The sequence below is a fragment of the Rhizobium pantanalense genome (assembly GCF_030182525.1).
Classification (GTDB): Bacteria; Pseudomonadota; Alphaproteobacteria; order Rhizobiales; family Rhizobiaceae; genus Rhizobium.
On the sequence record NZ_JAQJCH010000005.1, the window covers coordinates 168,452 to 193,861 of the forward strand.

25 protein-coding genes and 1 pseudogene are annotated in these 25,410 nt (G+C 59.4%); 22 read left to right on the forward strand and 4 right to left on the reverse strand.

Going from position 1 to position 25,410, the window contains the following annotated elements; all coding sequences use genetic code 11:
- The first annotated feature begins 28 nt into the window (after positions 1-28).
- Genes lpxD through lpxB form a run of 5 tightly spaced genes read left to right on the forward strand, consistent with a single transcriptional unit; the run spans position 29 to position 4,432 of the window.
- Positions 29-1,096, forward strand: coding sequence for a UDP-3-O-(3-hydroxymyristoyl)glucosamine N-acyltransferase (lpxD, locus tag PH558_RS14925; protein ID WP_095434808.1), 1,068 nt, complete (start codon positions 29-31; stop codon positions 1,094-1,096).
- The gene (fabZ, locus tag PH558_RS14930; RefSeq protein ID WP_069612095.1) at positions 1,089-1,562 is read left to right on the forward strand and encodes a 3-hydroxyacyl-ACP dehydratase FabZ; all 474 of its coding nucleotides are present in this window, start codon (positions 1,089-1,091) and stop codon (positions 1,560-1,562) included. The genes lpxD and fabZ overlap by 8 nt, the downstream gene beginning before the upstream one ends.
- Positions 1,559-2,374 carry an acyl-ACP--UDP-N-acetylglucosamine O-acyltransferase gene (lpxA, locus tag PH558_RS14935; protein WP_285205102.1) on the forward strand — a complete coding sequence of 272 codons (816 nt, stop codon included), beginning with the start codon at positions 1,559-1,561 and terminating at the stop codon, positions 2,372-2,374. The genes fabZ and lpxA overlap by 4 nt, the downstream gene beginning before the upstream one ends.
- Position 2,375: 1 nt before the next feature.
- Positions 2,376-3,257, forward strand: a complete 882-nt coding sequence (locus PH558_RS14940) for an LpxI family protein (RefSeq protein ID WP_095434810.1) — start codon at positions 2,376-2,378, stop codon at positions 3,255-3,257.
- Complete coding sequence (gene lpxB / locus PH558_RS14945) at positions 3,254-4,432, forward strand: lipid-A-disaccharide synthase (RefSeq protein WP_285205106.1); 1,179 nt, start codon at positions 3,254-3,256, stop codon at positions 4,430-4,432. The genes PH558_RS14940 and lpxB overlap by 4 nt, the downstream gene beginning before the upstream one ends.
- A gap of 29 nt (positions 4,433-4,461) precedes the next feature.
- Here lpxB and gltA read toward each other — a convergent pair whose 3' ends face one another.
- Positions 4,462-5,751 carry a citrate synthase gene (gene gltA, locus PH558_RS14950; RefSeq protein WP_015339806.1) on the reverse strand — a complete coding sequence of 430 codons (1,290 nt, stop codon included), beginning with the start codon at positions 5,749-5,751 and terminating at the stop codon, positions 4,462-4,464.
- A gap of 290 nt (positions 5,752-6,041) precedes the next feature.
- Here gltA and PH558_RS14955 point away from each other — a divergent pair, with 290 nt between their 5' ends.
- Positions 6,042-8,510 carry a ComEC/Rec2 family competence protein gene (locus tag PH558_RS14955; RefSeq protein ID WP_095434812.1) on the forward strand — a complete coding sequence of 823 codons (2,469 nt, stop codon included), beginning with the start codon at positions 6,042-6,044 and terminating at the stop codon, positions 8,508-8,510.
- Here PH558_RS14955 and lexA read toward each other — a convergent pair.
- On the reverse strand, positions 8,491-9,213 hold the full coding sequence (gene lexA, locus PH558_RS14960) for a transcriptional repressor LexA (protein ID WP_095434813.1): 723 nt from the start codon (positions 9,211-9,213) through the stop codon (positions 8,491-8,493). The two genes, PH558_RS14955 and lexA, sit on opposite strands and share 20 nt — an antisense overlap.
- Before the next feature lie 419 nt (positions 9,214-9,632).
- Here lexA and PH558_RS14965 point away from each other — a divergent pair, with 419 nt between their 5' ends.
- The 16 genes and pseudogenes from PH558_RS14965 (at position 9,633) to PH558_RS15040 (ending at position 23,513) form a co-directional block, all read left to right on the forward strand.
- Positions 9,633-10,520, forward strand: a complete 888-nt coding sequence (locus tag PH558_RS14965) for a VOC family protein (RefSeq protein ID WP_095434814.1) — start codon at positions 9,633-9,635, stop codon at positions 10,518-10,520.
- Positions 10,517-11,356 (forward strand): 3-deoxy-8-phosphooctulonate synthase, encoded by an 840-nt coding sequence (gene kdsA, locus PH558_RS14970; protein ID WP_095434815.1) that lies wholly within the window; start codon positions 10,517-10,519, stop codon positions 11,354-11,356. The genes PH558_RS14965 and kdsA overlap by 4 nt, the downstream gene beginning before the upstream one ends.
- Positions 11,357-11,504: 148 nt before the next feature.
- On the forward strand, positions 11,505-12,779 hold the full coding sequence (gene eno / locus PH558_RS14975) for a phosphopyruvate hydratase (RefSeq protein ID WP_095434816.1): 1,275 nt from the start codon (positions 11,505-11,507) through the stop codon (positions 12,777-12,779).
- Between the two features lie 217 nt (positions 12,780-12,996).
- On the forward strand, positions 12,997-13,308 hold the full coding sequence (locus PH558_RS14980) for an FtsB family cell division protein (protein WP_095434817.1): 312 nt from the start codon (positions 12,997-12,999) through the stop codon (positions 13,306-13,308).
- A gap of 157 nt (positions 13,309-13,465) precedes the next feature.
- Positions 13,466-14,509: a pyruvate dehydrogenase (acetyl-transferring) E1 component subunit alpha gene (gene pdhA, locus PH558_RS14985; RefSeq protein WP_285205114.1), complete on the forward strand. Its 1,044-nt coding sequence runs from the start codon at positions 13,466-13,468 to the stop codon at positions 14,507-14,509.
- A 16-nt stretch (positions 14,510-14,525) separates the two neighbouring features.
- Positions 14,526-15,911 (forward strand): pyruvate dehydrogenase complex E1 component subunit beta, encoded by a 1,386-nt coding sequence (locus tag PH558_RS14990; protein ID WP_285205117.1) that lies wholly within the window; start codon positions 14,526-14,528, stop codon positions 15,909-15,911.
- Between the two features lie 15 nt (positions 15,912-15,926).
- A complete protein-coding gene (locus tag PH558_RS14995; protein ID WP_285205118.1) occupies positions 15,927-17,288 on the forward strand; it encodes a pyruvate dehydrogenase complex dihydrolipoamide acetyltransferase in 1,362 nt (453 codons plus the stop codon).
- Positions 17,289-17,312: 24 nt separating this feature from the next.
- Positions 17,313-17,954, forward strand: a complete 642-nt coding sequence (locus PH558_RS15000) for an SGNH/GDSL hydrolase family protein (protein ID WP_069612108.1) — start codon at positions 17,313-17,315, stop codon at positions 17,952-17,954.
- Between the two features lie 52 nt (positions 17,955-18,006).
- Positions 18,007-19,452, forward strand: a complete 1,446-nt coding sequence (gene lpdA / locus PH558_RS15005; RefSeq protein ID WP_095434822.1) for a dihydrolipoyl dehydrogenase — start codon at positions 18,007-18,009, stop codon at positions 19,450-19,452.
- 55 nt (positions 19,453-19,507) lie between these two features.
- Positions 19,508-19,762 (forward strand): GlsB/YeaQ/YmgE family stress response membrane protein, encoded by a 255-nt coding sequence (locus PH558_RS15010; RefSeq protein WP_285205122.1) that lies wholly within the window; start codon positions 19,508-19,510, stop codon positions 19,760-19,762.
- 69 nt (positions 19,763-19,831) lie between these two features.
- Complete coding sequence (locus PH558_RS15015; RefSeq protein ID WP_037201967.1) at positions 19,832-20,080, forward strand: GlsB/YeaQ/YmgE family stress response membrane protein; 249 nt, start codon at positions 19,832-19,834, stop codon at positions 20,078-20,080.
- Between the two features lie 36 nt (positions 20,081-20,116).
- Positions 20,117-21,088 carry a lipoyl synthase gene (lipA, locus tag PH558_RS15020; protein ID WP_095434823.1) on the forward strand — a complete coding sequence of 324 codons (972 nt, stop codon included), beginning with the start codon at positions 20,117-20,119 and terminating at the stop codon, positions 21,086-21,088.
- 153 nt (positions 21,089-21,241) lie between these two features.
- On the forward strand, positions 21,242-21,838 hold the full coding sequence (locus tag PH558_RS15025) for a P-loop NTPase family protein (RefSeq protein ID WP_113409200.1): 597 nt from the start codon (positions 21,242-21,244) through the stop codon (positions 21,836-21,838).
- 9 nt (positions 21,839-21,847) lie between these two features.
- Positions 21,848-22,440, forward strand: a pseudogene (locus tag PH558_RS15030) (P-loop NTPase family protein).
- A gap of 50 nt (positions 22,441-22,490) precedes the next feature.
- Entirely contained in the window at positions 22,491-23,057 is a 567-nt protein-coding gene (locus PH558_RS15035; RefSeq protein WP_095434826.1) for a P-loop NTPase family protein, read from the forward strand.
- A 9-nt stretch (positions 23,058-23,066) separates the two neighbouring features.
- Entirely contained in the window at positions 23,067-23,513 is a 447-nt protein-coding gene (locus tag PH558_RS15040; protein WP_095434827.1) for a type II toxin-antitoxin system RatA family toxin, read from the forward strand.
- A gap of 12 nt (positions 23,514-23,525) precedes the next feature.
- Here the strand turns inward: PH558_RS15040 and PH558_RS15045 are convergent, their stop codons facing one another.
- Both PH558_RS15045 and PH558_RS15050 read right to left on the reverse strand, forming a co-directional pair.
- Positions 23,526-24,020, reverse strand: a complete 495-nt coding sequence (locus PH558_RS15045) for a CinA family protein (protein ID WP_446740047.1) — start codon at positions 24,018-24,020, stop codon at positions 23,526-23,528.
- Entirely contained in the window at positions 24,020-25,240 is a 1,221-nt protein-coding gene (locus PH558_RS15050; RefSeq protein ID WP_285205131.1) for a bifunctional 2-C-methyl-D-erythritol 4-phosphate cytidylyltransferase/2-C-methyl-D-erythritol 2,4-cyclodiphosphate synthase, read from the reverse strand. Before PH558_RS15050 ends, PH558_RS15045 begins: the two co-directional genes overlap by 1 nt.
- Positions 25,241-25,410 lie beyond the last annotated feature (170 nt).

Here is a 25,410-nt window from a genome sequence, read left to right on the forward strand (position 1 = left end):
CTTGAACACCGTTCTGGAGCTGGTGCTTATGGAACATACTGGTTTTTTCCCGCCCCATGGTGGCGTCAGCTTGAAACAACTGGCTGAGCATCTTGGGGCGGAACTGGCTGATGCGGCCTCTTCGGAGGTCGTCATCAGATCTATCGCTCCCGTCTATCGGGCAGGCGAAGGCGACATTTGTTATATCCTTTCCCGGAAGAATCGCGCTGAGCTGGAGACCTGCAAGGCTTCGGCTATCATTTGTCTTCCGGCGCTGAAATCCTTCGTTCCCGATCATATTCCGGTCCTTCTGTCGAAGAAGCCGCATACGGATTTCGCGATAGCTGGTGCATTGCTGCATCCTCAAGCCATGCGGCCGGTTACGTTCACCGCGAATCCGGCGACGATTTCACCCGCTGCGACCATCGATGCGACCGCTAAGCTGGAGGCCAATATCGGCATCGAGCCCGGTGCGATCATTGGCCCTGGTGCGGAGATCGGCGAGGGGACCTATATCGGCCCTAACGCCCTCATCGGGCCGGGTGTCAAGATCGGGCGCAATTGCAGCATCGGCGGCGGTGCGAGCGTGCTCTGCGCCTATATCGGCAATGGCGTCATCATCCATAATGGCACGCGCATCGGCCAGGACGGTTTTGGTTATGCGCCCGGACCGCGCGGCATGGTCAAGATCGTGCAGATCGGCCGCGTCATCATCCAGGACAATGTCGAGATTGGCGCCAATACGACGATCGATCGCGGCACGATGGATGATACCGTGATCGGCGAAGGCACGAAGATCGACAATCAGGTCCAGATCGGACATAACGTCCGCATCGGTCGTCACTGTGCTATCGTCAGCCAGGTCGGCATTGCTGGCAGCACGGTGATCGGCGATGGCGTGCAGATTGGCGGGCAGGCGGGCCTCAACGGGCATATCCACATCGGCGACGGCGTGCAGATCGGTGCCAAGAGCGGCGTGATGAACAGCATCCCGGCGGGCGAGCGCTATGCCGGTCTCCCTGCGCGGCCGCTATGGGATTTTCTAAGGGAATCGGCGGAGATCGCGAAGCGGTCAGGAGCCAGAGACAAGAAAGACGGGAGTGCGGAGCATGACTGAGGAAGCCAAGACGTCGCTGTCGTCGGCTGACATCATTGAAATTATGAAGCTTTTGCCGCATCGCTACCCCTTCTTGATGGTCGACAAGATCATCGAGATCGATAGCGATAATTCCGCGATCGGCATCAAGAACGTAACGGCGAACGAGCCGCAATTTACCGGACATTTCCCGGAGTCGCCGATCATGCCGGGCGTGTTGCTCATCGAGGGAATGGCGCAAACGGCCGGTGCGATCTGCGCCCGCAAGGACGGCATCGGCGGTAACCTTGTTTACTTCATGACGATCGACAACGCCCGCTTCCGCAGGCCGGTCGTCCCGGGCGACCGTGTCGAATTCCACGTCGTCAAGCAGAAGCAGCGTGGGACCATCTGGAAGTTCCATTGCGATGCCAAGGTCGACGGTTCGCTGGTCGCGGAGGCCGACATCGGTGCGATGATCGTACGGAAGGATCAGGAACAGGCATGAGCAGCATCGCAAAGAGCGCCCGCATCCATAAGCTGGCGGTTGTCGAAGACGGCGCGGTCATCGGCGAGAATGTTGTTGTCGGCCCGTTCTGCTATGTCGGCCCCAAGGTTGTGCTGCATGACGATATTCGGTTGCTCAACAATGCCGTCGTGACCGGTCGTACGACAATCGGCAAGGGAACGAAAATTTTTCCGATGGCTGTGGTCGGTGGTGATCCGCAGAGCGTTCATCATCATGGCGAGGAAACGACGCTTGATGTCGGCGAGAACTGCACGATCCGCGAAGGCGTGACGATCAATACCGGTACGGCCGATTACGGCGGCAGGACGATCGTCGGCAACAACAACCTTTTCCTTGCCAACTCGCATGTCGCTCACGACTGCCGCGTCGGCAACAATGTCATCATGTCGAATAACGTCATGCTGGCCGGACATGTCACCATCGAGGATCGCGCCATTCTTGGCGGCGGCTGCGCGGTGCACCAGTTCACCCGTATCGGCCGCCAGGCCTTCATTGGTGGTCTTACGGCTGCGAGCTACGATGTCATTCCCTATGGCATGCTGAACGGAAATCCGGGCGTGCTATCTGGGCTGAATGTCGTCGGCATGACGCGCGCGGGTATAGATCGCGCTGTCATTCATCGGGTTCGACGCGCTTACAAGAGTATCTTCGAGGCCGAAGGTTCGGTTCGCGATAATGCAGCCTCCATCCGTGATGAATATGCGGACTGCAAGGAAGCGATGGAAATTCTCGATTTCATCGCTGCCGATAGCGATCGCGCACTGTCGTCGCCCAATCGCGGCAAGGCCTGAGGTGGTTTCAACCGGCCAAAACGAAAAGGGCAGGCTGGCGATCATCGCGGGTAGCGGCCTTTTGCCGGTGTATGTTGCTGATGCCGCCCGGCAGGCCGGTGAAAACCCCGTCATCATCGCTTTAACTGACGAGGCGGACCGCGATTGGTCCGCCTTCGATCACGCCAATCTCGGTGTCGGCAATTTTGCCGGTCTCGAATCAATGTTCCGCAGACATGGCGTCGATCGCGTCGTCATGTCGGGCGGTGTTGCGCGACGCCCCTCATGGCGGCAGGTGCATCCGACCTGGCGTGTCATCAAGGAACTACCCTCCACCATCCGCACGCTTCTTTCGGGCGGCGATAATGCCGTCCTGCAGATGGTCATTCGCCTGATCGAAGCCGGCGGTGTTCGCGTCGTTGGCGCGCATGAAATCGCGCCCGACCTTTTGGCGACGACCGGGCCGCTTGGAAAATTCTCGCCAGCGGAAGAGGATCTGCGCGATATTGCACAGGGTGCGAAGGCGGCCCATGCGCTGGGATTTCTGGATGTGGGGCAGGGTGCGGTCAGCGTCGGCGGCCGTGTCGTTGCGCTTGAAGGCGCTGAAGGCACGGACAAGATGATCGAGCGGGTTGCCGAACTGCGCGCGGCTGGGCGCATTTCCACCCGTCGGCGCGGTGTGCTGGTCAAGCTGTGCAAGCCGCAGCAGGATATACGCGCAGATCTACCATCGATCGGCGTGTCTACGGTGTCAAACGCCAAGAAGGCGGGGCTGGCTGGTGTCGCCGTCGAAGCTGGCAGGGCTTTGATCCTCGACCGTCAGGCTGTCATTGCTGCTGCCGACGAGGCCGGCATTTTTGTCTGCGGCATTGATCGTGGGCTCAGCGCGGAGGGCTTCATGTGAGCAGCGCGCCTTTGAAGCTTGCCGTCGTTGCCGGAGAAGTCTCCGGCGATCTGCTGGGTGGCGATCTGGTCGCAGCCTTGAAGCGCCATAATGGTCCGGTCGAGCTGATAGGTGTCGGCGGCGAGGCGTTGGAGGCACAAGGTCTGCGCTCGCTCTTCGATTACTCCGAGCTCTCGATCATGGGCTTCATTCAGGTCATCAAGCGCCTGCCAAAGCTACTGGCCCGCATCCGGCAGACGGCAGATGCGATCATTGCTGCAAAGCCGGATGTGCTTGTGATCATCGATAGCCCCGATTTTACGCATCGCGTTGCCAAGCGGGTACGCAAGGTGCTGCCCGATCTGCCAATCATTGATTACGTCTGCCCCAGTGTCTGGGCATGGAAGGAATATCGCGCGCAGAAGATGCTCGCCTATGTCGACCATGTGTTGGCCGTATTGCCGTTTGAGCCTGCTGCTATGGAGCGCCTGGGCGGCCCGGCAACCACCTATGTCGGCCACCGCCTGACGGTCGATGCTAATCTGCTGGAAACTCGCCGTCAGCGCGCCTTGCGCGGTTTGGCAGTCCCCGATGCGCAAAAGAGGATCTTGCTTCTGCCCGGATCTCGTGCATCGGAGATTCGGCAGCTGCTCCCGGTTTTTGAGCAGGCTATCGAAGAACTTAGCCGGAGAAATAGTAATCTTCGTTTTGTACTGCCGACAGTGCCGAAACAGGAGGCGCTGGTTCGCTCGCTGACGGAAAAATGGCAGGTCAAGCCGGATATATTTGTCGGGCAGGGTGCCAAGTGGAGCGCCTTTGCCGAGGCCGATGCTGCCATGGCAGCCTCCGGAACCGTGATCCTGGAATTGGGCCTAGCCGGGGTTCCGGTGGTTTCGACCTATAAGACCGAGTGGCTGGCGAAATTCGTGCTGTCGCGGATCAAGATCTGGACGGCCGCCTTGCCGAACCTCATCGCCGACTATGCTGTACTGCCGGAGCTCATCAATGATGTTCTGCGGCCGGGAATGTTGGCCCGCTATATGGAGCGGCTGGCGAGCGAGACGCCGGAGCGTGCGGCGATGTTGGCGGGTTACGATCTGGTCTGGGAGCGAATGCAGACCAAGGAGCCCCCCGGTGATAAGGCGGCGCAGATTGTTCTGGACGTTCTAGCCCATAAAAAAACCGGTCATCTCTGACCGGTTTTTTTTTGTTTCAATACCGAAGCTTAGCGCTTGGAAACAGGCACATATTCGCGCAGCGGAGCGCCGGTGTAGAGCTGACGCGGACGGCCGATGCGCTGATGCGGATCCTCGATCATTTCGTTCCACTGAGCGATCCAGCCGACGGTGCGGGCAAGAGCGAACAGAACGGTGAACATGGTCGTGGGGAAGCCGAGAGCCTTCAGCGTGATGCCGGAATAGAAGTCGACGTTCGGATACAGCTTCTTCTCGATGAAATATTCGTCCGTGAGAGCAATGCGCTCCAGTTCGATCGCGATGTCGAGCAGCGGATCGTCCTTGATGCCGAGCTCGCCGAGAACTTCGTGCGCCGTCTTCTGCATGATCTTGGCGCGGGGGTCGTAGTTCTTGTAAACGCGGTGGCCGAAGCCCATCAGGCGGAACGGATCGTTCTTGTCCTTGGCGCGGGCGATGAATTCCGGAATGCGGTCGACCGTGCCGATTTCGTTCAGCATGTTCAGCGCCGCCTCGTTGGCGCCGCCGTGAGCCGGGCCCCAGAGGCAGGCGATGCCTGCTGCGATACAGGCAAACGGATTGGCGCCGGAAGAGCCAGCCAGGCGAACCGTCGAGGTCGAAGCGTTCTGCTCGTGATCGGCGTGCAGGATGAAGATGCGGTCCATGGCACGGGCAAGCACCGGATTGACGACATATTCTTCGCACGGAACGGCAAAGCACATGCGCAGGAAGTTCGACGCATAGTCGAGGTCGTTCTTCGGATAAACGAAGGGTTGGCCGATATGGTACTTGTAGGCCATGGCGGCCAGCGTCGGCATCTTGGCGATCATTCGCAGGCTTGCGACCATGCGCTGGTGCGGATCGGTGATGTCGGTCGAGTCGTGATAGAAGGCGGAGAGCGCGCCGACACAGCCGCACATGACGGCCATCGGATGGGCGTCACGGCGGAAGCCGGTGAAGAAGCGCGACATCTGCTCGTGCACCATCGTGTGGTGGGTCACGCGATAGTCGAAGTCCTTCTTCTGGGCTGCCGTCGGCAGTTCGCCGTATAGAAGCAGGTAGCAGACTTCCAGGAAATCGCCATGTTCGGCCAGCTGATCGATCGGATAGCCACGGTGCAGCAGAACGCCTTCGTCGCCGTCGATATAGGTAATGCTCGACTCGCACGACGCGGTGGAGGTGAAACCAGGATCGTAAGTGAAAGTGGAGGTGTTCTTATAAAGGGCACCAATATCAATAACACTCGGGCCGATGGTTCCGGTCTTGACCGGCAGGTCCACCGTCTTTTCGCCCCAAGTTAGTTTCGCGCTTTGTTCCGTCATGCTGATCCTCCAAGATTTGGCGGGATTGACGCCATAAAAAGCGCCAAAAGGTTAAGCGACTACCGACTAGCTATATGATCCAGAGCCTAATGCCAAGTTATCCTAACGCTGAATTGTGCAATGCAGTATCAACTTTTGGGCACTGCAGAAGCGTCCTTTCCTATGCTAGGCCGGGAAACCGGCCCAATTGAGCTTTGTTCCGCCGATTTCAGTTGAATTCACTGTGTGGTGACGGCACAAATCGCGCAGAAGCTGTAGTTTGGCGCGGGGACAGTCAACGAGTGCCTAATTTGGAGGCATCCGACCAGCAGGAAGAAAGCAGGGACGTTATCGCGTCCCCGCAAGGTCGCGCCTTTTCCACCACGATTACCCCTAGCGCCAAAGCGCGACAATGGGAACGAACACAGGATCAGGCGCCGCTGACGGCGCGTTTCCTGCGTGTTGCGAAGCATCTTGGCACCGCTGTCCTCGGCTTGATTGCGGAGGAGGCGGCTCATGGCCGCGCTGTTCTTTTCGCACCCATCTACATGGGGTTGGGTGCGATTACCTGGTTCGAGGCGCAATCCGATCCGCCCCCGCAGGCGGTTTTCGCAGGTCTCGTTCTGTTCGCCTTGGGCTTTTTTCTAAAGCGCGATGCGGGCAAGCTGCTTCACCATACTCTTTTCGCCAGTATGCTCATCTGCCTGGGCATGGCGCTGGCGCAATGGGAAAGCTGGCGGGTTTCCACCGTGATGCTCGACTCGGCCGTGACGACGACCGTGACTGGGCAGATCGAACGGCGGGAATCCTACGACAACGGACGCTGGCGCTATGTCGTCCGCGTCGAGGCAACGGAAAAGCCTTCTATTCGCCGCGTGCCGCAACGGGCTACGATTTTCGTGCGCAAGCAGGCGGAGCCGTTCGATTTGGGTGATCGGATCCAGGGCAGGGCGCGCCTGACGCCTCCGGCGGGACCGGCATTGACCGGCCTTAACGATTTTGCCTTCAGCTCATATTTCAACGGCATCGGCGCGAACGGCTTTGCCTACGGAACGCCGGAATTATTATCTCCATCCAGTGATAATTCTGCTGGCTCGTTATTGGACGCCGCTGATATCTGGCTCGCGGGCCTGCGCAACAGCATAGGTGACAGGATCAGGCAAACTCTGCCTGGAGATAGCGGCGCCTTTGCAGCAGCACTTGTCACCGATGAGAGACGTGCGATCTCGAAGGATACGACCGAGGCCCTAAGAATTGCTGGCCTGACCCACATCATTGCAATTTCCGGCCTGAACATGGCGTTGTCGGCCGGCATTTTCTACATCGGCCTACGCTACTTGTTCAGCCTGTTTCCCGGTGTCGCGCAGGCTTGGCCGACCAAGAAGTTCGCAGCTCTCGGCGCGCTTCTCACTGTAACGGCCTATTATCTCATCTCCGGCTTCGGCGTATCCGCCGAGCGTGCCTTCATCATGATGGCGATCATGCTCGTGGCCGTGCTTTTCGATCGGCCATCGATCAGCCTGCGCAACGTCGCACTTTCGGCCATTATCATTCTTGTACTGTCGCCGTCGCAAGTGCTCGGCCCGAGTTTCCAGATGTCCTATGCGGCGACGCTGGCGCTGGTGTCGGGATATTCGCTGTGGAAGCGGCGGCGGCATCGCGAAAACATTTTGCCGCGCGTCCGTCTATTAAGTCCGCTATTGTTCGTCATGCGCTTCTTCGCAGGCGTGACGTCGACCTCGTTCATCGGCGGCGCGTCGACAGCCATCTTCTCGATCGAGCATTTTCACCGGTTGGCGACATACGGACTCGCCGCCAATCTCGCGGCTATGCCCATCGTCTCCTTTGTCGTCATGCCATTCGGCATGGCGGCGATGCTGCTCATGCCGCTCGGTCTCGACGGACCTTTCTGGAAAGTCACCGGAGAGGGACTGGAGCTCGTCATCGTGATCGCGAGAACCGTAGCTGGTTGGGGAGGCGACATTACCTTCGGCCGCCAGCCGGCCTGGCTGATGCCGACATTCATTATCGGCTTCCTGATCATGAGCATATTGCGGACCCGGCTTCGCCATCTGGGCCTGCTATTATCACTCTTGTCCATAGGCTTGGCGGCATTCGGATCCGGCATACCGAAACCCGACCTGATGATCTCCGAAGATGGCGTCCTGGTCGCCTTGCGCCAGGACGATATACTCGCGACCAATCGCGAGAGACCGCAGGCCTTCATTTTCGAACAATGGCAAAAGGCATTGGTTGCGGCGGAACATCAGCCTCCGACCATGCTCCCTGCCGACAACCGACTTCCACAAATCGGCAAGGCAGATCGCCATAAGCGATTGAACAGTGAAGAACAGAAGGCTGTCCGCACGGCAATGGAGGAGGCCCTGGACCGCACCATGCAGGGCAGTTTCGCCTGCCAGAAAGGAGCATGGTGCGCAGCCATCCTCGAAAACGGCGCGATATTGGTCACCATCGAGAACGCAGCCTATCTACCCTCTGCCTGCGATATGGCGAATATCGTCGTAACGCCAATCCGATTGCGGTTGAACTACTGCCGTTCCGGAGCAATGCTCATAACGGGTGCGACATTGCGTAAAACCGGCTCCATCGAAATGATACTTACCGCAGACAAGCCCATTATCTCAGCCGCATTCGAGAACCCGCAACGTCCATGGACCAGGCATCGAATTTATAATTGGCGCACAGGCACATTCGACGCGCCAATTGCGCCAGCGTCACCCGTCGTCGACAATTCACCGGTCAGTGATAGCGACGAATAAGGCCCACGAGCTTGCCCTGAACTTTGACCCGGTCCGGCCCAAAGATGCGGGTTTCATAGGCCGGGTTTGCGGCTTCGAGCGCGATGGAGGCACCCTTGCGGCGGAAGCGCTTCAGTGTCGCTTCTTCATCGTCGACGAGTGCAACGACGATATCGCCGGGATTGGCCGTCGTCGAATTGCGGATAATGACCGTATCGCCGTCGAAAATTCCGGCGTCGATCATCGAATCCCCTCGAACTTCAAGCGCATAATGTTCGCCCGAGCCGAGCATGTCGGCGGGAACGGTGATGTCGTGCGTATTGTTCTGGATGGCCGAGATCGGAACGCCAGCAGCGATGCGGCCCATCACCGGCACCGACGCCGAGCTATTGTGATCGTCATTTGCCACCTTCGACGGAGCGGGCGGGGCAACGGACTGCGGCTTGCCGAGGCTGCCCTCGATGACGCTCGGTGAAAAGCCTCGGCGCTGCTGCAGGCTCGGATTATAGGCGTCGGGAAGCTTGATGACTTCGAGCGCTCTGGCCCGGTTCGGCAGCCGGCGGATGAAGCCTCGCTCCTCCAGCGCCGTGATCAGGCGATGAATACCGGATTTCGATGCCAGATCCAATGCATCCTTCATCTCGTCGAAAGATGGCGGAACACCGGATTCCTTCATGCGTTCGTGAATGAACAGAAGCAGTTCCTGCTGCTTGCGCGTCAACATCGTCTTGGAACCCCAGAATCAAGAAAAGCTGTGAAACAAATCCAGAACGGACACTATATGTTCCATATGTGTTCCGCAAGTGCTTAAATTTCGGTAAAGCCTTGTGAGGTCAGTTAAATAATTACCATTTGCGAATGGATCGGCTCGGAACATCGGGGCGCTGTATCTGCGTTAACCCACAGAAAAATAAGGGAAATGCCGCTCTACTCGCTTCCGCGACTTTGTCGTTCAGCCCGTGCGCCGAGCATTTGGACGAACGTGCCGCGCGACTGCATGAGCCGGCCATGGCAGAGAATCAGCAATCACGTTTGCGAGATTGCCTTCGATCCATGTCGTGTGCTCCGGGTGTTCCATGCTTCCATCTTGAATTGCGCGGGCGATGGGCGCAAATCTGCTTCCGCAAGCAAACAGGAGAAGCCATGATTTCGTCTCCGCATCCGCTGGATCATCTCGTGCTGCCGACCGTCAACATCGCTCTGGCACGCGAACGCCTCGGCAAGCTCGGTTTCACGGTGGCTCCGGATGCGTGCCACCCCTTTGGCACGCAGAATGCCTGCGTCTTCCTTGCCGATAAAACCTATCTCGAACCTCTGGGCGTCGCATCTCCGGAGCAATGCGAGAAGAGCATCGTGGATGGCAATGTTTTCGTCGCGCGCGACCAGGCTTATCGTTTCCGGGTGGGGGAGGATGGCTTCTCGGCCGTGGTATTCGGTACGGATGACGCGGTGGTGGATGATAAGCGTTTCAAAGCAGCTGCTATTTCGGCGGGTCGAATGCTGGATTTTTCGCGTCCGATGAAGATGCCGGATGGAACGGAAACCACGGCCGGCTTTCGTCTTGCTTTCGCCGCAGATCTGCGTGCGCCGGATTTTCTCGCTTTCTGCTGTCAGCGCGTCAATCCGCTGCCGGCTGACCGCGGCGTGCTCGAGCGTCACGAGAACGGCGTGACTGGTATCGCGCGGGTAGCGCTTTGCACGCCGAAGCCGGGGGCCTATCGCGGCTTCTTCGAGGAGCTTGTCGGTGGCCCGCGCATTATGGAGCATTCCTTTGGCCTGACGATCAAGGCCGCCAACGCCGATCTGGAGATTTTGACGCCGGAAGGAATGGAGGCATTCTATGATCTACCTGTTTGCACGAATGATCAGGGGCTCAGGGCGAGGGCAATCCTTTTCAAAACGCGCGATCTTTCCGTGACATCGTCGCATTTCACTGCTAACGGCGTCACCTATACGCGTAAGAACAATCGTCTATTGGCGAGGTTGGCACCCGGTCAGGGCGCGCTATTCGCCTTCGAGGAGATAATATGAGCACGAATTCCGAAGTCACCGTCGGCGAGGGTGCCTCCAAGGTTCTCTTTTCCAATACCGCGAAGCTGTCGCTGATCGCCGGTCCCTGCCAGATGGAAAGCCGCGATCATGCCTTCATGATTGCCGGCGTGCTCAAGGAGCTCTGCGGCAAGCTCGGCATCGGCCTTGTCTACAAATCTTCCTTCGACAAGGCGAACCGCACCTCGCTGTCCGGCAAGCGCGGCATCGGCCTGGAAAAGGCGCTGGAAGTCTTTGAAGACCTGAAGAAGGAATATGGCTTCCCGGTTCTGACCGATATCCACACTGAAGAGCAGTGTGCCATCGTTTCCAAGACGGTGGATGTCCTTCAGATCCCAGCCTTCCTGTCGCGCCAGACCGATCTTTTGGTTGCCGCTGCCAAGACTGGCCGCGTGGTCAACGTCAAGAAAGGCCAGTTCCTTGCGCCATGGGACATGAAGAACGTGCTTGCCAAGCTAAACGACAGCGGCAATCCGAACATCCTTCTTTGCGAGCGCGGCGCTTCCTTCGGCTATAACACGCTGGTCTCGGATATGCGCTCGCTGCCGATCATGGCGGCGATGGGCGCCCCCGTCATCTTCGATGCGACCCATTCCGTGCAGCAGCCCGGCGGACAGGGCGGCTCCAGTGGCGGCGATCGCCGCTTCGTCGAGACGCTGGCGCGCGCTGCCGTCGCCGTCGGCGTCGCAGGTGTTTTTGTCGAGACGCACGAGGATCCGGACAATGCACCGTCCGACGGTCCGAACATGGTCTATCTGAAAGACATGCCGCGGCTTCTCGAGAAGCTGCTGGCCTTCGACGCCATCGCCAAGGCTTGAAACGTAGCCGGCATTCAACAGGCTGACATGAATTTGCGTTACGGGCCTGCAGGAGTGCCAAATCGCGGCGCGGATCGCCATTGTAATTTCCGCGCCTTCGATTAAGACGATTTAAATCGATTTATAAACCAGCGAGCAGGAAGCTATCATGACCGCAATCACCGACATTATCGCCCGCGAGATTCTCGACAGCCGTGGCAATCCGACTGTCGAAGTCGATGTCTACCTCGAAGATGGCAGCTTGGGCCGTGCGGCGGTTCCGTCGGGCGCGTCGACCGGAGCACATGAAGCAGTCGAGCTTCGCGATGGCGGCAAGCGCTACCATGGCAAGGGTGTCGAGAAGGCCGTCGAAGCCGTCAATTCGGAAATCTTCGACGCGATCGGCGGCATGGACGCTGAAAACCAGATCCAGCTCGACAACATCATGATCGAGCTTGACGGCACGCCGAACAAGTCGCGTCTCGGTGCAAACGCCATTCTCGGTGTCTCGCTCGCCGTCGCCAAGGCTGCTGCCCAGAGCGCCAACCTGCCGCTCTACCGTTATGTCGGTGGCGCTCACGCCCGTCTGCTGCCGGTTCCGATGATGAACATCATCAACGGCGGCGCCCATGCCGACAACCCGATCGACTTCCAGGAATTCATGATCCTGCCGATCGGCGCTGACTCGATTCGCGAAGCCGTCCGCATGGGTTCGGAAGTCTTCCACGTTCTGAAGAAAGAACTGGCATCGCAGGGTCACAACACCAACGTCGGCGACGAAGGCGGTTTCGCACCGGGCCTTTCAAGCGCTCCGGCAGCCCTCGACTTCATCATGAAGTCCATCGAGAAGGCCGGCTACAAGCCGGGTGACGAAATCGCTCTCGGCCTCGATTGCGCCTCGACCGAATTCTTCAAGGACGGCAAGTACGTTCTCGAAGGCGAAGGCCGCACGCTGGAATCCGGCGCCATGGCTGAATACCTTGCAGAACTCGCGGCCAAGTACCCGATCGTTTCGATCGAAGACGGCATGGCTGAAGACGACTGGGAAGGCTGGAAGACGCTGACCGACCTGATCGGTAAGAAGACCCAGCTCGTCGGCGACGACCTGTTCGTCACCAACTCCGCTCGCCTGCGCGACGGTATCCGCATGGGCGTTGCCAACTCGATCCTCGTCAAGGTCAACCAGATCGGCTCGCTGACCGAAACTCTCGACGCAGTCGAAACCGCGCACAAGGCCAACTACACCGCCGTCATGTCGCACCGCTCGGGCGAAACGGAAGATTCCACGATCGCCGATCTCGCCGTTGCCACCAATTGCGGCCAGATCAAGACCGGTTCGCTGTCGCGTTCCGACCGCCTTGCCAAGTACAACCAGCTCATCCGTATCGAGGAAGCACTCGGCCCGCAGGCAAAATATGCCGGCCGCTCCATCCTGCGTGGCTGATATCTGACCTGTCGGATCCATCCGGATCCGCGGCAAATTATCGCTTGGGTCGAACCGCGCCTTCGGGCGCGGTTTTTTGTTGGCCCCGACTGTTAGAGTCAACGGACGGTTAATCTCTGCAGGTTAAATTAGCTCTAGGTGTTTGATTTGATGTGATCTTGTTCGAAGCGCATTGGCTTTGGGGAGATTGCGTAAAGCCAGAGCGTGACGAGCGAGTATGTGGACAAAGTATCATAAGAAGAGAAGGTTCGGCCGCCTCATCCTTCCCGCCATCACCATCGCTTTCGTGAGCTACTTCGGTTATCATTGCATTCATGGCGATTACGGCCTGAAGGCGACCGAAGTTTTCGAGCGGCGCCGCATCGATCGCGCCAAGGAATTGGCTGAGCTTGTCGCCAAGCGGGAGCACCTTGAAAAGGAGGTCGCGCTGTTGAGTGACGGCTCTCTGGATAAGGATATGCTCGATCAGTATGCGCGTTATCAGTTGACCTATTCCAAGGCGAACGAGATCGTCATCTTCAACAAATAGCCATAATTAACTGAATTCCGGTTAATCGTGTTTTTGTAAGTTATATCAAGAACTTACGAAGAATATGAGCCATGCAATTATAGCATTGCTGTGGCGGGCAATCTTCCTTATGTTACGCCTCACCATAAAACGAGGCTACTCAGACAGGGAGGGTTGAATGGCGCCGCGAAAAAACGCGACCGTTTCCAGCCGTAAGACAGCATCAAGGCCTGCCAAGGAAACCAATGGCGGCCCGATCGCAGATTTCGATCGTGATGCGGAGCTCAAGGCTTATCGTGAGATGCTCCTGATCCGCCGCTTCGAAGAGAAGGCCGGCCAGCTTTACGGCATGGGCTTCATCGGCGGCTTCTGTCACCTTTACATCGGCCAGGAAGCTGTCGTCGTCGGCATGCAGATGGCGCTGAAGGATGGCGACCAGGTCATCACCGGCTATCGCGACCACGGCCATATGCTGGCAACCGGCATGAGCGCACGTGGAGTCATGGCCGAGCTCACCGGACGCCAGGGCGGCTATTCCCGAGGGAAGGGCGGCTCCATGCACATGTTCTCCAAGGAAAAGAATTTCTACGGCGGTCACGGCATCGTCGGCGCCCAGGTTTCGCTCGGCACCGGTCTCGGCTTTGCCAACTGGTACCGCGGCAATGACAATGTCAGCGTTGCCTATTTCGGTGACGGCGCCGCCAACCAGGGCCAGGTCTACGAAAGCTTCAACATGGCGCAGCTCTGGAAGTTGCCTGTTATTTTCGTGATTGAAAACAACCGCTACGCCATGGGCACTTCGACCACTCGCGCCACCGCGCAGGCCGATTTCTCCAAGCGCGGCGCCTCCTTCGGCATTCCCGGCATTCAGGTCGATGGCATGGACGTACGCGCCGTCAAGGCCGCGGCTGACGAAGCCGTTGCGCATTGCCGTTCCGGCAAAGGCCCGATCATCCTGGAAATGCTGACCTACCGCTACCGCGGTCACTCCATGTCCGATCCGGCCAAGTACCGCTCCAAGGACGAAGTGCAGAAGATGCGCTCGGAGCACGACCCGATCGAGCAGGTCCGTGTTCGCCTGCTCGAAAAGGGCTGGGCGACCGAGGACGATCTGAAGGATATCGACAAGGATGTCCGCGACATCGTAGCTGACAGCGCCGATTTCGCCCAGAACGATCCTGAGCCGGATGCATCCGAGCTCTACACCGACATTCTGCTCTAAATCGGGGAGGGACACTATGCCCATCGACATTCTCATGCCCGCCCTTTCTCCGACGATGGAAGAGGGTACCCTTTCGAAATGGCTCAAGAAGGAAGGCGACAAGGTCGTTTCCGGTGACGTCATTGCCGAAATCGAAACCGACAAGGCCACCATGGAAGTGGAAGCCGTCGACGAAGGCACGATCGGCAAGCTGCTGATCGACGCCGGCACCGAAGGCGTCAAGGTCAACACCAAGATCGCTATCCTCTTGCAGGATGGCGAATCCGCCGACGCCATTTCATCCGCCAAGGCTGCTCCCGCTGCCGAGCCGGCAAAGACCGAGGCGCCAGCCGCTGCTGCTCCGGCGCCGGCTGCCGCACCCGTTCCCGCTCAGCCGAAGGCTGCCGCTCCTGTCGATCCGGAAATCCCGGCTGGCACCGAAATGGTGTCGATGACGGTGCGTGAAGCGCTGCGCGACGCCATGGCCGAAGAAATGCGCGCCAACCCGGACGTCTTCGTCATGGGTGAAGAAGTGGCGGAATATCAGGGTGCCTATAAGGTGACCCAGGGCCTGCTGCAGGAATTCGGCGCACGCCGCGTGATCGACACGCCGATCACCGAGCACGGCTTTGCCGGTATCGGCGTCGGCGCTGCGATGGCGGGTCTTCGGCCGATCGTCGAGTTCATGACATTCAACTTCGCCATGCAGGCGATCGACCAGATCATCAACTCCGCCGCCAAGACGCTCTACATGTCCGGCGGCCAGATGGGCGCTCCGATCGTCTTCCGCGGCCCGAACGGCGCTGCTGCTCGCGTCGGCGCTCAGCACAGCCAGGACTATGCCGCTTGGTATAGCCACATTCCGGGCCTTAAGGTCGTCATGCCCTACACGGCAGCCGACGCCAAGGGCCTGCTCAAGGCTGCCATCCGCGATCCGAACCCGGTCATCTTCCTCGAAAACGAAATCCTCTACGGTCAGCACTTCGATGTGCCGAAGCTCGATAATTTCGTTCTGCCGATCGGCAAGGCCCGTATCCACCGTCCTGGCAAGGACGTTACCGTGGTCTCCTTCGGCATTGGCATGACCTATGCCACCAAGGCCGTCGCCGAGCTGGAAGCCCAGGGCGTCGATGTCGAACTCATCGACCTGCGCACGATCCGTCCGATGGATCTTCCGACGATCATAGAATCGGTCAAGAAGACCGGCCGCCTGGTCACCGTCGAGGAAGGCTATCCGCAGTCCTCGGTCGGCACGGAAATCGCCACCCGCGTCATGCAGCAGGCCTTCGATTATCTCGATGCGCCGATCCTGACGATCGCCGGCAAGGACGTACCCATGCCATACGCCGCCAACCTCGAAAAGCTGGCGCTCCCGAGCGTCGCCGAAGTGGTCGATGCGGTGAAGGCCGTTTGCTACAAGTAAGGGGAGGGCTCATCGATGCCTATCAACATCACCATGCCTGCCCTCTCGCCGACCATGGAAGAGGGTAACCTCGCCAAGTGGCTGGTCAAGGAAGGCGACAAGATCAAGTCCGGCGATGTCATCGCCGAGATCGAGACTGACAAGGCAACGATGGAAGTCGAGGCTGTCGATGAGGGCACCGTCGCCAAGATCGTCGTTCCCGCTGGCACCGAAGGCGTGAAGGTCAATGCCCTGATCGCCGTGCTTGCCGCTGATGGCGAAGATGTCGCTGCGGCAGCTTCCGGCGCTGGCGCCGCTGCTGCTCCGGCTGCGAAGGAAGCCCCGAAGGTGGAAGCAGCACCTGCTGCTGCCCCGGCTCCGGCAAGCGTTTCTGCTCCTGCCGCACCCGCCCCGGCTCCCGCCGCATCGGCTCCGGCAGCAAACGACGGTCATCGTACCTTCGCTTCGCCGCTCGCTCGCCGTCTTGCCAAGGAAGCCGGCATCGATGTGACCGCAGTTTCCGGCACCGGCCCGCATGGCCGCGTGGTCAAGAAGGACATCGAAGCTGCTGTTTCCGGCGGCGCCGCCAAGGCTGCTCCCGCGGCAGCCCCGGCTGCACAGCCGGCAGCAACCGCTGCTCCGGCGGCACCGAAGGGCATGTCCGACGATGCCGTCCTCAAGCTGTTCGAGCAGGGGTCCTACGAGCTCGTGCCGCATGACGGCATGCGCAAGACGATCGCCAAGCGCCTGCAGGAATCCAAGCAGACGATCCCGCACTTCTACGTCTCGGTCGATTGCGAACTCGACGCGCTGCTGGCGCTCCGCACGCAGCTCAACGATTCCGCTCCGAAGTCGAAGGACGGCGTGCCTGCCTACAAGCTTTCGGTCAACGACATGGTCATCAAGGCCCTGGCGCTGGCATTGCGCGATGTTCCGGATGCCAACGTCTCCTGGACCGACAGCGCCATGGTCAAGCACAAGCATGCCGATGTTGGCGTTGCCGTTTCCATTCCGGGCGGCCTCATCACGCCGATCATCCGTAGCGCCGACCAGAAGACGCTCTCCACTATCTCCAACGAGATGAAGGATTACGGCAAGCGCGCCAAGGAGCGCAAGCTGAAGCCTGAGGAATATCAGGGCGGTACGACTGCGGTGTCGAACATGGGCATGATGGGCGTCAAGAACTTCGCCGCCGTCGTCAACCCGCCGCATGCGACCATCCTGGCCGTCGGCGCGGGCGAACAGCGCGTCATCGTCAAAAAGGGCGAAATGGTAATTGCCAACGTGATGACCGTCACGCTGTCGACCGACCATCGCGCCGTCGACGGTGCGCTCGGCGCCGAGCTTCTGGCAGCCTTCAAGGGCTACATCGAAAATCCGATGGGGATGCTCGTCTGAGCTTTGGCAACACGGAGGGCATGAATGACCAAGACTGTTCTGTGTTACGGCGACTCGCTGACATGGGGCTACAGTGCCGAAACGGTTGGCCGTCATGCCTATGAAGACCGGTGGCCGAGCGTGTTGCAAAAGGCGCTCGGCAACCAGGTGCGCGTGATCCCGGAAGGATTGAACGGCCGCACGACGGCGTTTGACGATCATCTCGCCGATTGCGACCGCAACGGTGCGAGAATCCTGCCGACGATCCTGCAGACCCACAATCCGCTCGATCTCGTGATCATCATGCTCGGTACGAACGACATGAAGCCGGTCGTCGCCGGTTCGGCCTTTGCCGCTCTGCAGGGCATCAGCCGCTTGGTCCAGCTCGTGCGCAATCATGCCTGGGGGTTCGACTACGAGGTGCCTGATATCCTCATTGTCGCCCCGCCGGCAATTACTGAGACGGCGAATGCCGCCTTTGCTGCAAGCTTTCTCGGCGCGGTCAAGGAATCGAGCAAGCTGCCGACGCTCTACAGCGATCTGGCCGACGAATTGGGTTGCGGCTTTTTCGATGCCAATACGGTCGCCGTCACCACGCCGCTCGATGGCGTTCATCTCGATGCGGAAAACACCCGGGCGCTCGGTCGCGGCCTCGAGCCGATCGTGCGGATGATGCTCGGTCTTTGATAGATTCAAGGCGCCGGCTTCGATCCGCCGCCACCAATAAGGCAGGAAACACATGGCTGAGAATTACGACGTCATTATCATCGGCTCCGGTCCGGGCGGTTATGTCGCTGCCGTGCGCGCCGGCCAGCTTGGCCTGAAGACCGCGATCGTCGAGCGCGAGCATCTGGGTGGCATCTGCCTCAACTGGGGCTGCATACCCACAAAGGCGCTGCTCCGTTCGGCTGAAATCCTGGATCACTCCAACCATCTCAAAGATTACGGCCTCATTCTCGAAGGCAAGGTGAGCGCGGATGTGAAGGCCGTGGTTGCCCGCTCGCGCGGCGTTTCCGCCCGCTTGAATACCGGCGTCGGCTTTCTGATGAAGAAGAACAAGGTCGACGTGATCTGGGGCGAAGCCAAGATCACCAAGCCAGGCGAAATCGTCGTCGGCAAGTCGACCAAGCCGGTCGTGGAGCCGCAGCATCCGCTGCCGAAGAACGTCAAGGGCGAAGGCACCTATACCGCCAAGCACATCATCGTTGCGACCGGCGCGCGTCCGCGCGCGTTGCCAGGCATCGAGCCGGACGGCAAGCTGATCTGGACCTATTTCGAAGCGCTGAAGCCGGATTTCTTGCCGAAGTCGCTGCTCGTCATGGGCTCGGGCGCCATCGGTATCGAATTCGCAAGCTTCTATCGCTCCATGGGCGTCGATGTCACCGTCGTCGAAGTCATGCCGACGATTATGCCGGTGGAAGATGCCGAAATCTCCGGCATCGCTCGCAAGCAGCTGGAAAAGCGCGGCCTGAAGATCTTCACCAAGGCGAAGGTCACGAAGGTCGATAAGGCTGCCAACAGCATCACGGCCCACGTCGAAACCGAAGACGGCAAGGTGCAACAGATCGTCGCCGATCGCATGATCTCGGCCGTCGGCGTTCAGGGCAATATCGAGAACCTCGGCCTGGAGGCGCTCGGCGTCAAGACCGACCGCGGCTGCGTCGTCATCGACGGCTACGGCAAGACCAATGTTCCCGGCATCTACGCCATCGGCGATGTCGCCGGTCCCCCGATGCTCGCTCACAAGGCGGAGCACGAGGGCGTCGTCTGCATCGAGAAGATCGCTGGCCTGCCGAACGTTCATCCGACTGACAAGAGCAAGGTCCCGGGCTGCACCTATTGCCAGCCGCAGGTTGCCTCCGTCGGCCTGACTGAAGCCAAGGCCAAGGAGCTCGGCCGCGATATCCGCGTCGGCCGCTTCTCCTTCGCCTTTAACGGCAAGGCGATCGCTCTTGGTGAAGATCAGGGTCTCTGCAAGGTCATCTTCGACAAGAAGACCGGCGAGCTTCTGGGTGCGCATATGGTCGGTGCGGAAGTCACCGAACTCATTCAGGGCTTCGTGGTCGCCATGAACCTGGAGACAACCGAAGAAGAGCTGATGCACACGATCTTCCCGCATCCGACCGTTTCGGAAACGATGAAGGAAGCCGTGCTGGATGCCTACGGCCGGGTGCTGAACGCTTGATAATTTCCTGCCATGCCCTTTATCCAGGGGGTGGAAAACAGGAAAGGAAATCAACATGTCTATCACGGCGGAAGGTTGGATCGTCTTTCTTCTCATCGGCCTAGTCGCGGGTTTCCTCGCGAGCCTGATCGTTGGAGGAGGCGGGCTCATCAGTTGTCTGGTGAGCGGCGTGATCGGTGCTTTCGTGGGCGGTTTCCTGTTCCATTATTTCGGGATATCGCTCGGCATTGAAAATGCGCTTGTCGTGGAGATCATCCACGCCACGGTCGGTGCAATCGTCGTGGTGCTCTTGGCGAGATTGATCGCCTAGAGCATCATCATTAAGACGCAAGGCGATGCCCGACAGAACTGTCCTAAAGGGCGCCTGAACGAGGGTTTGATGGAAAGCGTAGGTTGGCTGGGTCTGATCATCATCGGCGGTCTTGCGGGCTGGCTCGCGGGCAAGCTGATGGACGCGCGTTACGGCATCATCCTGAACATCATCCTCGGCATTGCCGGTTCGGTCGTGGCTGCAGCGCTGATGGTGGCCTTGCATGTCGGCGTTCCCGGCGGCCGGCTTGGCTTTTTCATCACCGGTTTCATCGGTGCATGCATTCTGATATTCCTCGCCAAATTCGCTCGGCGATGAAGGGCCGCATTTCAAGCGGCGGAAAGTAGACGTTCCATGGTCACCATTCTCGACACGATCAACCCGGACGCCAAGCGCGTGCGACACCCGGAAAAGGCGCATCGGCCGGATACGGAAGTCATGCGCAAGCCGGACTGGATCCGCGTGAAGGCGCCGACATCCAAGGGCTATGCCGAGACTCGCTCGATCGTGAAGGAGCACAAGCTCGTCACGGTCTGCGAGGAAGCCGGCTGCCCGAATATCGGCGAGTGCTGGGATAAGAAGCACGCCACCTTCATGATCATGGGCGAGATCTGCACGCGCGCCTGCGCCTTCTGTAACGTCGCGACCGGCAAGCCGAACGCGCTCGACATGGCCGAGCCCGAAAACGTCGCCAAGGCCGTCAAGCAGATGGGCCTCAGCCACGTCGTCATCACCTCCGTCGACCGCGACGATCTGGAAGATGGCGGCGCCGAGCATTTCGAGAAGGTGATCTGGGCGATCCGCGCCGCTTCGCCCTCGACCACAATCGAGATTCTGACGCCGGACTTTTTGAAGAAGCCTGGCGCTTTGGAGCGTGTGGTCGCCGCCAAGCCCGACGTCTTCAATCACAATCTGGAAACCGTGCCTGGCAATTATCTGACGGTTCGCCCTGGGGCTCGTTACTTCCACTCCGTTCGCCTGCTGCAGCGGGTCAAGGAACTGGATCCGACGATGTTCACCAAGTCGGGCATCATGGTGGGCCTCGGCGAGGAGCGCAACGAAGTGCTGCAGCTGATGGACGACCTGCGCACCGCAGACGTCGACTTCCTGACCATCGGCCAGTATCTGCAGCCGACGCGCAAGCATCATCAGGTGATGAGCTTCGTGACCCCGGAGGAATTCAAGTCCTACGAGACCGTGGCTTACACCAAAGGCTTCCTGATGGTCGCCTCCAGCCCGCTGACGCGCTCGTCGCATCACGCCGGCGATGATTTCGAGCGGCTTCGTGCTGCCCGCGAAAAGAAGCTGCTGCTGGCTGCCGAATAAGCCCAGCCGGATGAATTTACTTTCAAAAGAAACCGCGGCGAATGCGTCGCGGTTTCTTCGTTCTGTCATTCATTTGTCATCGAAGCGGCCTAGGAAACACGCCGCCGTTTGTTACCGGTATCGGCGCTTTAGATTCAATCATGGAGCTGGACCGTGGAGCAGACTATCGCGCCGTCGGCGCTTTCGCGTGCCGTCGATATTGAAGAGGCAGCATCTATTATCCTGCATAAGGCAGAGCGAATTCTTGTCATTGGCTGTTCCGGCACAGGCAAGAGCACGCTCGCGCAGGCCATCGCGTCGCTGCGTGGGTTGACCTATGTTTCGATGGATCGCGATATCTTCTGGCTGCCCGGCTGGAAATCGCGCCCGCGCCCGGAAGCCATCGCGCTGATCGAACAGGCGGTTGCCGGACCGCGCTGGATCATTGACGGCAACAGCCCCGGAACCTTGCCCTTGCGGTTGCCGCGCACCGATCTCGTTATATGGCGACGCCCACCGCGATACGTGGCACTCCGCGGTGTCATTTCGCGCTGGCTGCGCTACCGCGGCCGGTCGCGGCCCGAGATGGCGCCCGGATGCCCCGAGCGACTGGACTGGAAATTCCTGCGCTACATCTGGACATTCGAGCATGACGAAGCGCCGCAGTTTCAGGAGATGCTCGAACGACACGGCCGCAATGTGCCCGTCGTGACGCTGAAATCCTACCGCGATGGCGAAGACCTGCTTTCGCGTCTCCGAAGCAATATCTGAGAGGCCGTCATGGATCAGTTTTTGGTGCCGCCGTTGCGCAGCGAGATACGCGACCGTGAGGTAGCCGCTGAGCATATCCGCCGCGCAAATCGCATCCTTGTCATGGGCTGCTCCGGCGGTGGCAAATCAACCCTCTCGCAGAAGATTGCCGCCCGCTTTGGCCTTGCCTATGTCTCGATCGATCGTGACGTCCTGTGGCTGCCGGGTTGGGTTCAGCGCGATAGGGAAGAGCAGCGCGCCATCATCGTCGCCAAGGTGCAGGGAGAGCGATGGATCATGGACGGGACCAATCCCTCGACATTCGACATACGCCTGCCGCGCACGGATTTGGTCATATGGGTGCGGATGCCTCGCCTACTATGCATCTGGGGTGCCGTTTCTCGCTGGATCAAGTGGATGGGTCGCACGCGCCCGGAAATGGCGCTAGGCTGCATCGAGAAAGTCGATTGGGAATTCCTGCGGTTCATCTGGACGTTTGAAGAGAAGTTCGCGCCACGTGTGTTGGCTGGTCTCGCGCAGCACGGTCCCGATGTGCCGTTCTGCAATTGACCAGCCGATGGCAAATGCGCGAGCTGCTCGATTTGCTTGCAATCTCCGCCTGATTGCAATCAAACTTCAAGGCATCGGCTCGTTCGATTATGAGAGGTGAGACATGCCAGAACTGAGCAGCCTATCCGATGCCGTCGCACGCCTCAGGACATCAGACCGCATCCTCATCATGGGCTGCTCCGGCGGCGGCAAGACGACACTGGCGCAAAAGATCATTGCCTTCTTGGACTTGCCCTATGTCTCCATGGATCGAGAGTTTTTCTGGCTGCCGGGTTGGGTGAAGAGAGACAGGGCAGAAGAGCGGGCTCTCATTGCGGCGAAGGTTGCCGAGGATCGTTGGCTTATCGATGGAACGGGACCATCCAGCTTCGATCTCAGATTACCGCGTACACAGCTTGTGCTCTGGGTGCGTGTACCGCGCTGGTTATGTGTGTGGGGAGCTCTTTCGAGGGCGCTGCGATGGATTGGGCGGTCGCGCCCCGATATGGCGCCAGGCTGTCCCGAGCGCATCGACTGGGAGTTTCTGCGCTACATCTGGACATTTGAGGAGAAGTTCGCGCCGCGCGTGTTGGCTGGTCTCGCGCAACATGGTCCCGATGTCCCCGTTTTGCAGCTGAAATCCCGCGGCGAAATGCGTCAGCTTCTTGATCTTCTCGGCCGTCCTGCTTAATTGCGGCTCATGCCTCAGTTTGAAACTCATCGCTCCGTTCCGCATTCGCCCGACCAGATGTTCGACCTCGTCGCCGATGTGGAGCGCTATCCGGAATTCCTGCCGCTTTGCGAGGCGCTCACGGTCCGCAGCCGCAAGGAGCGGGACGGCAAGACCTTGCTCGTTGCCGATATGACGGTCGGGTATAAGGCCATCCGCGAGACGTTCACCACACAGGTGCTGCTGAACAAAGCGGAGCGTGCGATCGACGTGAAATACATCGATGGACCGTTCAAATATCTCGACAATCGCTGGCGCTTTCAGCCGGCGGAGAATGGCGGCAGCGTTATAGACTTCTTCATCGACTACGAGTTCAAGAGCCGCATTCTCGGCGCTTTGATGGGATCAATGTTCGATCGGGCCTTCCGCATGTTCACGGATGCCTTCGAGACGCGCGCGAACAAAATTTATGCTTGAAGCCGCGGCCGGTCATTGAGCTAGCGTGACGAGCATCTCCAACGCCGTCCGTAACGTAGCGAGCCGAACCTTGTCGCGGCCGATATCGCCATAGCGCATTTCGTGATGGATCAGCATACCACCGCGCGTCTTGGCGGCGAGGTGGACGAGCCCGACGGGCTTTTCGGCGGAGCCGCCGCCAGGGCCGGCAATACCAGTTACCGCTACGGCAAAATCGGCCCGGGAGCGGAAGAGGGCGCCATGCGCCATCTGCAGCGCCGTTTCCTTTGACACAGCGCCGAACTGCGCCAGCGTCTGCTCCTGAACGCCGAGCATCTCCATCTTAGCAGTGTTGGTATAAGTGACGAAGCCGCGATCGACGACAGCGGACGAGCCTGGAATTTCCGTCAGGGCGCCGGCAATCAGCCCGCCGGTGCAGGATTCGGCTGTGGCGACCATCCAGCCCTTTGCCGTGAAATCCGTCACGATCGTTTGCGCCAGTGCAAGAATCTCATCAGGGAAATGCATTATGCCTTGCCTCCGCGATAGACCACAGTCGCCGTCGCGATGGCCGCGATGCCTTCGCGGCGGCCGACGAAGCCGATCTTCTCGTTCGTCGTCGCCTTGACCGAGCAGCGATCGATGCTGATGCCCAGAAACTCCGACAGTTTGGCGCGCATGACGTCGCGATGCGGCCCGACCTTCGGCGCCTCGGCGATCAGCGAGACATCAGCATTCATGATGGTGCCGCCGCGTTCGCGCACGATCTTTGCCGCGTGCTCGATGAAGATGCGCGACGGTGCACCCTTCCATTGCGGATCGGAGGGCGGAAAATGATCGCCGATATCACCGGCGCCGCAGGTGGCAAGAAGCGCGTCCGTCAGCGCGTGCAACGCGACATCGGCGTCCGAGTGCCCTTTCAGCTTCTGGTCATGCGGGATGAAGACACCGCAAAGGGTGACGCCGTCGCCCGGCTCCAGCTGATGGACGTCATAGCCGTTGCCGGTGCGCACATCGGGCAGCAGCGCGGCACTGAGCTTTTCATCGGCCATGGCAATATCCCTTTTGATCGTCAGCTTCACATTGTCGGCGCTGCCGATCACCAATGTCACCGGTAGGTTACACCATTCCGCGATTGCCGCATCGTCCGTGAAATCGATTCTGCCATCGGCAGCGGCTTTTTCATGGGCGTCGAGAATATCGGCGAAACGGAAGGATTGCGGTGTCTGCGCGGCGTGAAGCCCGGTGCGGGGTACAGTGTCGACGACTAGCCCATCGGCATTGCCGCGTTTCAGCGTGTCTGTGACGGGCATAGCGGGCAGCACCGCTGGCGCGCCGTCTGCAAGCGCTGCGGCGACACGATCCAGCAGATCATGGTCGAAGAAGGGGCGGACAGCATCATGGATCATCACATGCGTGACGCCGCTGTCTTTCAACGCGCGCAACCCGGCAAGCACGGATTGCTGACGGGTTGCGCCACCGAAGGCGATTCCGATATCAGGCCGGCCGCCAACCTGTTCCAGTGCCGCCCGGAGCAGCTTCTCATCATCGCGGTGGATGACGACGACGATCTTCGACGCCTGCGGCCATGTCACGAATTTTTCAAGCGTATGCGCAATAACCGCTCTGCCGCCGATCGGGCGATATTGCTTGGGGCCTTCTTCCGGAGAGCCCGCCCGTTCGCCGCGCCCGGCGGCAACGATCACGATTCCCACCGACAACGGTTGCTTTGAATGCATTTGCGTCATAAACCCCCGAAGGATGAAAGGCTCCGTCTGCGGCATGCTTTGAAAAGCGTAGAGCTTTTTGAATAAGCACATGCTAAATAGATCGCCAAAACGGGATCCTGCTCCAGCAGGGTCTATCGCCTCGACTGAGTATTTTCCAGCATCTGCCCAAAAAATATCGGGATACTTCG

What these genes read in the sequence shown, in the direction of transcription:
- lpxD (WP_095434808.1), top strand. Translation starts at nt 29, where the DNA reads ATGGAACATACTGGTTTTTTCCCGCCCCATGGTGGCGTCAGCTTGAAA.
- fabZ (WP_069612095.1), top strand. Translation starts at nt 1,089, where the DNA reads ATGACTGAGGAAGCCAAGACGTCGCTGTCGTCGGCTGACATCATTGAA.
- lpxA (WP_285205102.1), top strand. Translation starts at nt 1,559, where the DNA reads ATGAGCAGCATCGCAAAGAGCGCCCGCATCCATAAGCTGGCGGTTGTC.
- gltA (WP_015339806.1), bottom strand. Translation starts at nt 5,751, where the DNA reads ATGACGGAACAAAGCGCGAAACTAACTTGGGGCGAAAAGACGGTGGAC.
- lexA (WP_095434813.1), bottom strand. Translation starts at nt 9,213, where the DNA reads ATGTTGACGCGCAAGCAGCAGGAACTGCTTCTGTTCATTCACGAACGC.
- PH558_RS14965 (WP_095434814.1), top strand. Translation starts at nt 9,633, where the DNA reads ATGATTTCGTCTCCGCATCCGCTGGATCATCTCGTGCTGCCGACCGTC.
- kdsA (WP_095434815.1), top strand. Translation starts at nt 10,517, where the DNA reads ATGAGCACGAATTCCGAAGTCACCGTCGGCGAGGGTGCCTCCAAGGTT.
- eno (WP_095434816.1), top strand. Translation starts at nt 11,505, where the DNA reads ATGACCGCAATCACCGACATTATCGCCCGCGAGATTCTCGACAGCCGT.
- PH558_RS14980 (WP_095434817.1), top strand. Translation starts at nt 12,997, where the DNA reads ATGTGGACAAAGTATCATAAGAAGAGAAGGTTCGGCCGCCTCATCCTT.
- pdhA (WP_285205114.1), top strand. Translation starts at nt 13,466, where the DNA reads ATGGCGCCGCGAAAAAACGCGACCGTTTCCAGCCGTAAGACAGCATCA.
- PH558_RS14990 (WP_285205117.1), top strand. Translation starts at nt 14,526, where the DNA reads ATGCCCATCGACATTCTCATGCCCGCCCTTTCTCCGACGATGGAAGAG.
- PH558_RS14995 (WP_285205118.1), top strand. Translation starts at nt 15,927, where the DNA reads ATGCCTATCAACATCACCATGCCTGCCCTCTCGCCGACCATGGAAGAG.
- PH558_RS15000 (WP_069612108.1), top strand. Translation starts at nt 17,313, where the DNA reads ATGACCAAGACTGTTCTGTGTTACGGCGACTCGCTGACATGGGGCTAC.
- lpdA (WP_095434822.1), top strand. Translation starts at nt 18,007, where the DNA reads ATGGCTGAGAATTACGACGTCATTATCATCGGCTCCGGTCCGGGCGGT.
- PH558_RS15010 (WP_285205122.1), top strand. Translation starts at nt 19,508, where the DNA reads ATGTCTATCACGGCGGAAGGTTGGATCGTCTTTCTTCTCATCGGCCTA.
- PH558_RS15015 (WP_037201967.1), top strand. Translation starts at nt 19,832, where the DNA reads ATGGAAAGCGTAGGTTGGCTGGGTCTGATCATCATCGGCGGTCTTGCG.
- lipA (WP_095434823.1), top strand. Translation starts at nt 20,117, where the DNA reads ATGGTCACCATTCTCGACACGATCAACCCGGACGCCAAGCGCGTGCGA.
- PH558_RS15035 (WP_095434826.1), top strand. Translation starts at nt 22,491, where the DNA reads ATGCCAGAACTGAGCAGCCTATCCGATGCCGTCGCACGCCTCAGGACA.
- PH558_RS15040 (WP_095434827.1), top strand. Translation starts at nt 23,067, where the DNA reads ATGCCTCAGTTTGAAACTCATCGCTCCGTTCCGCATTCGCCCGACCAG.
- PH558_RS15045 (WP_446740047.1), bottom strand. Translation starts at nt 24,020, where the DNA reads ATGCATTTCCCTGATGAGATTCTTGCACTGGCGCAAACGATCGTGACG.
- PH558_RS15050 (WP_285205131.1), bottom strand. Translation starts at nt 25,240, where the DNA reads ATGACGCAAATGCATTCAAAGCAACCGTTGTCGGTGGGAATCGTGATC.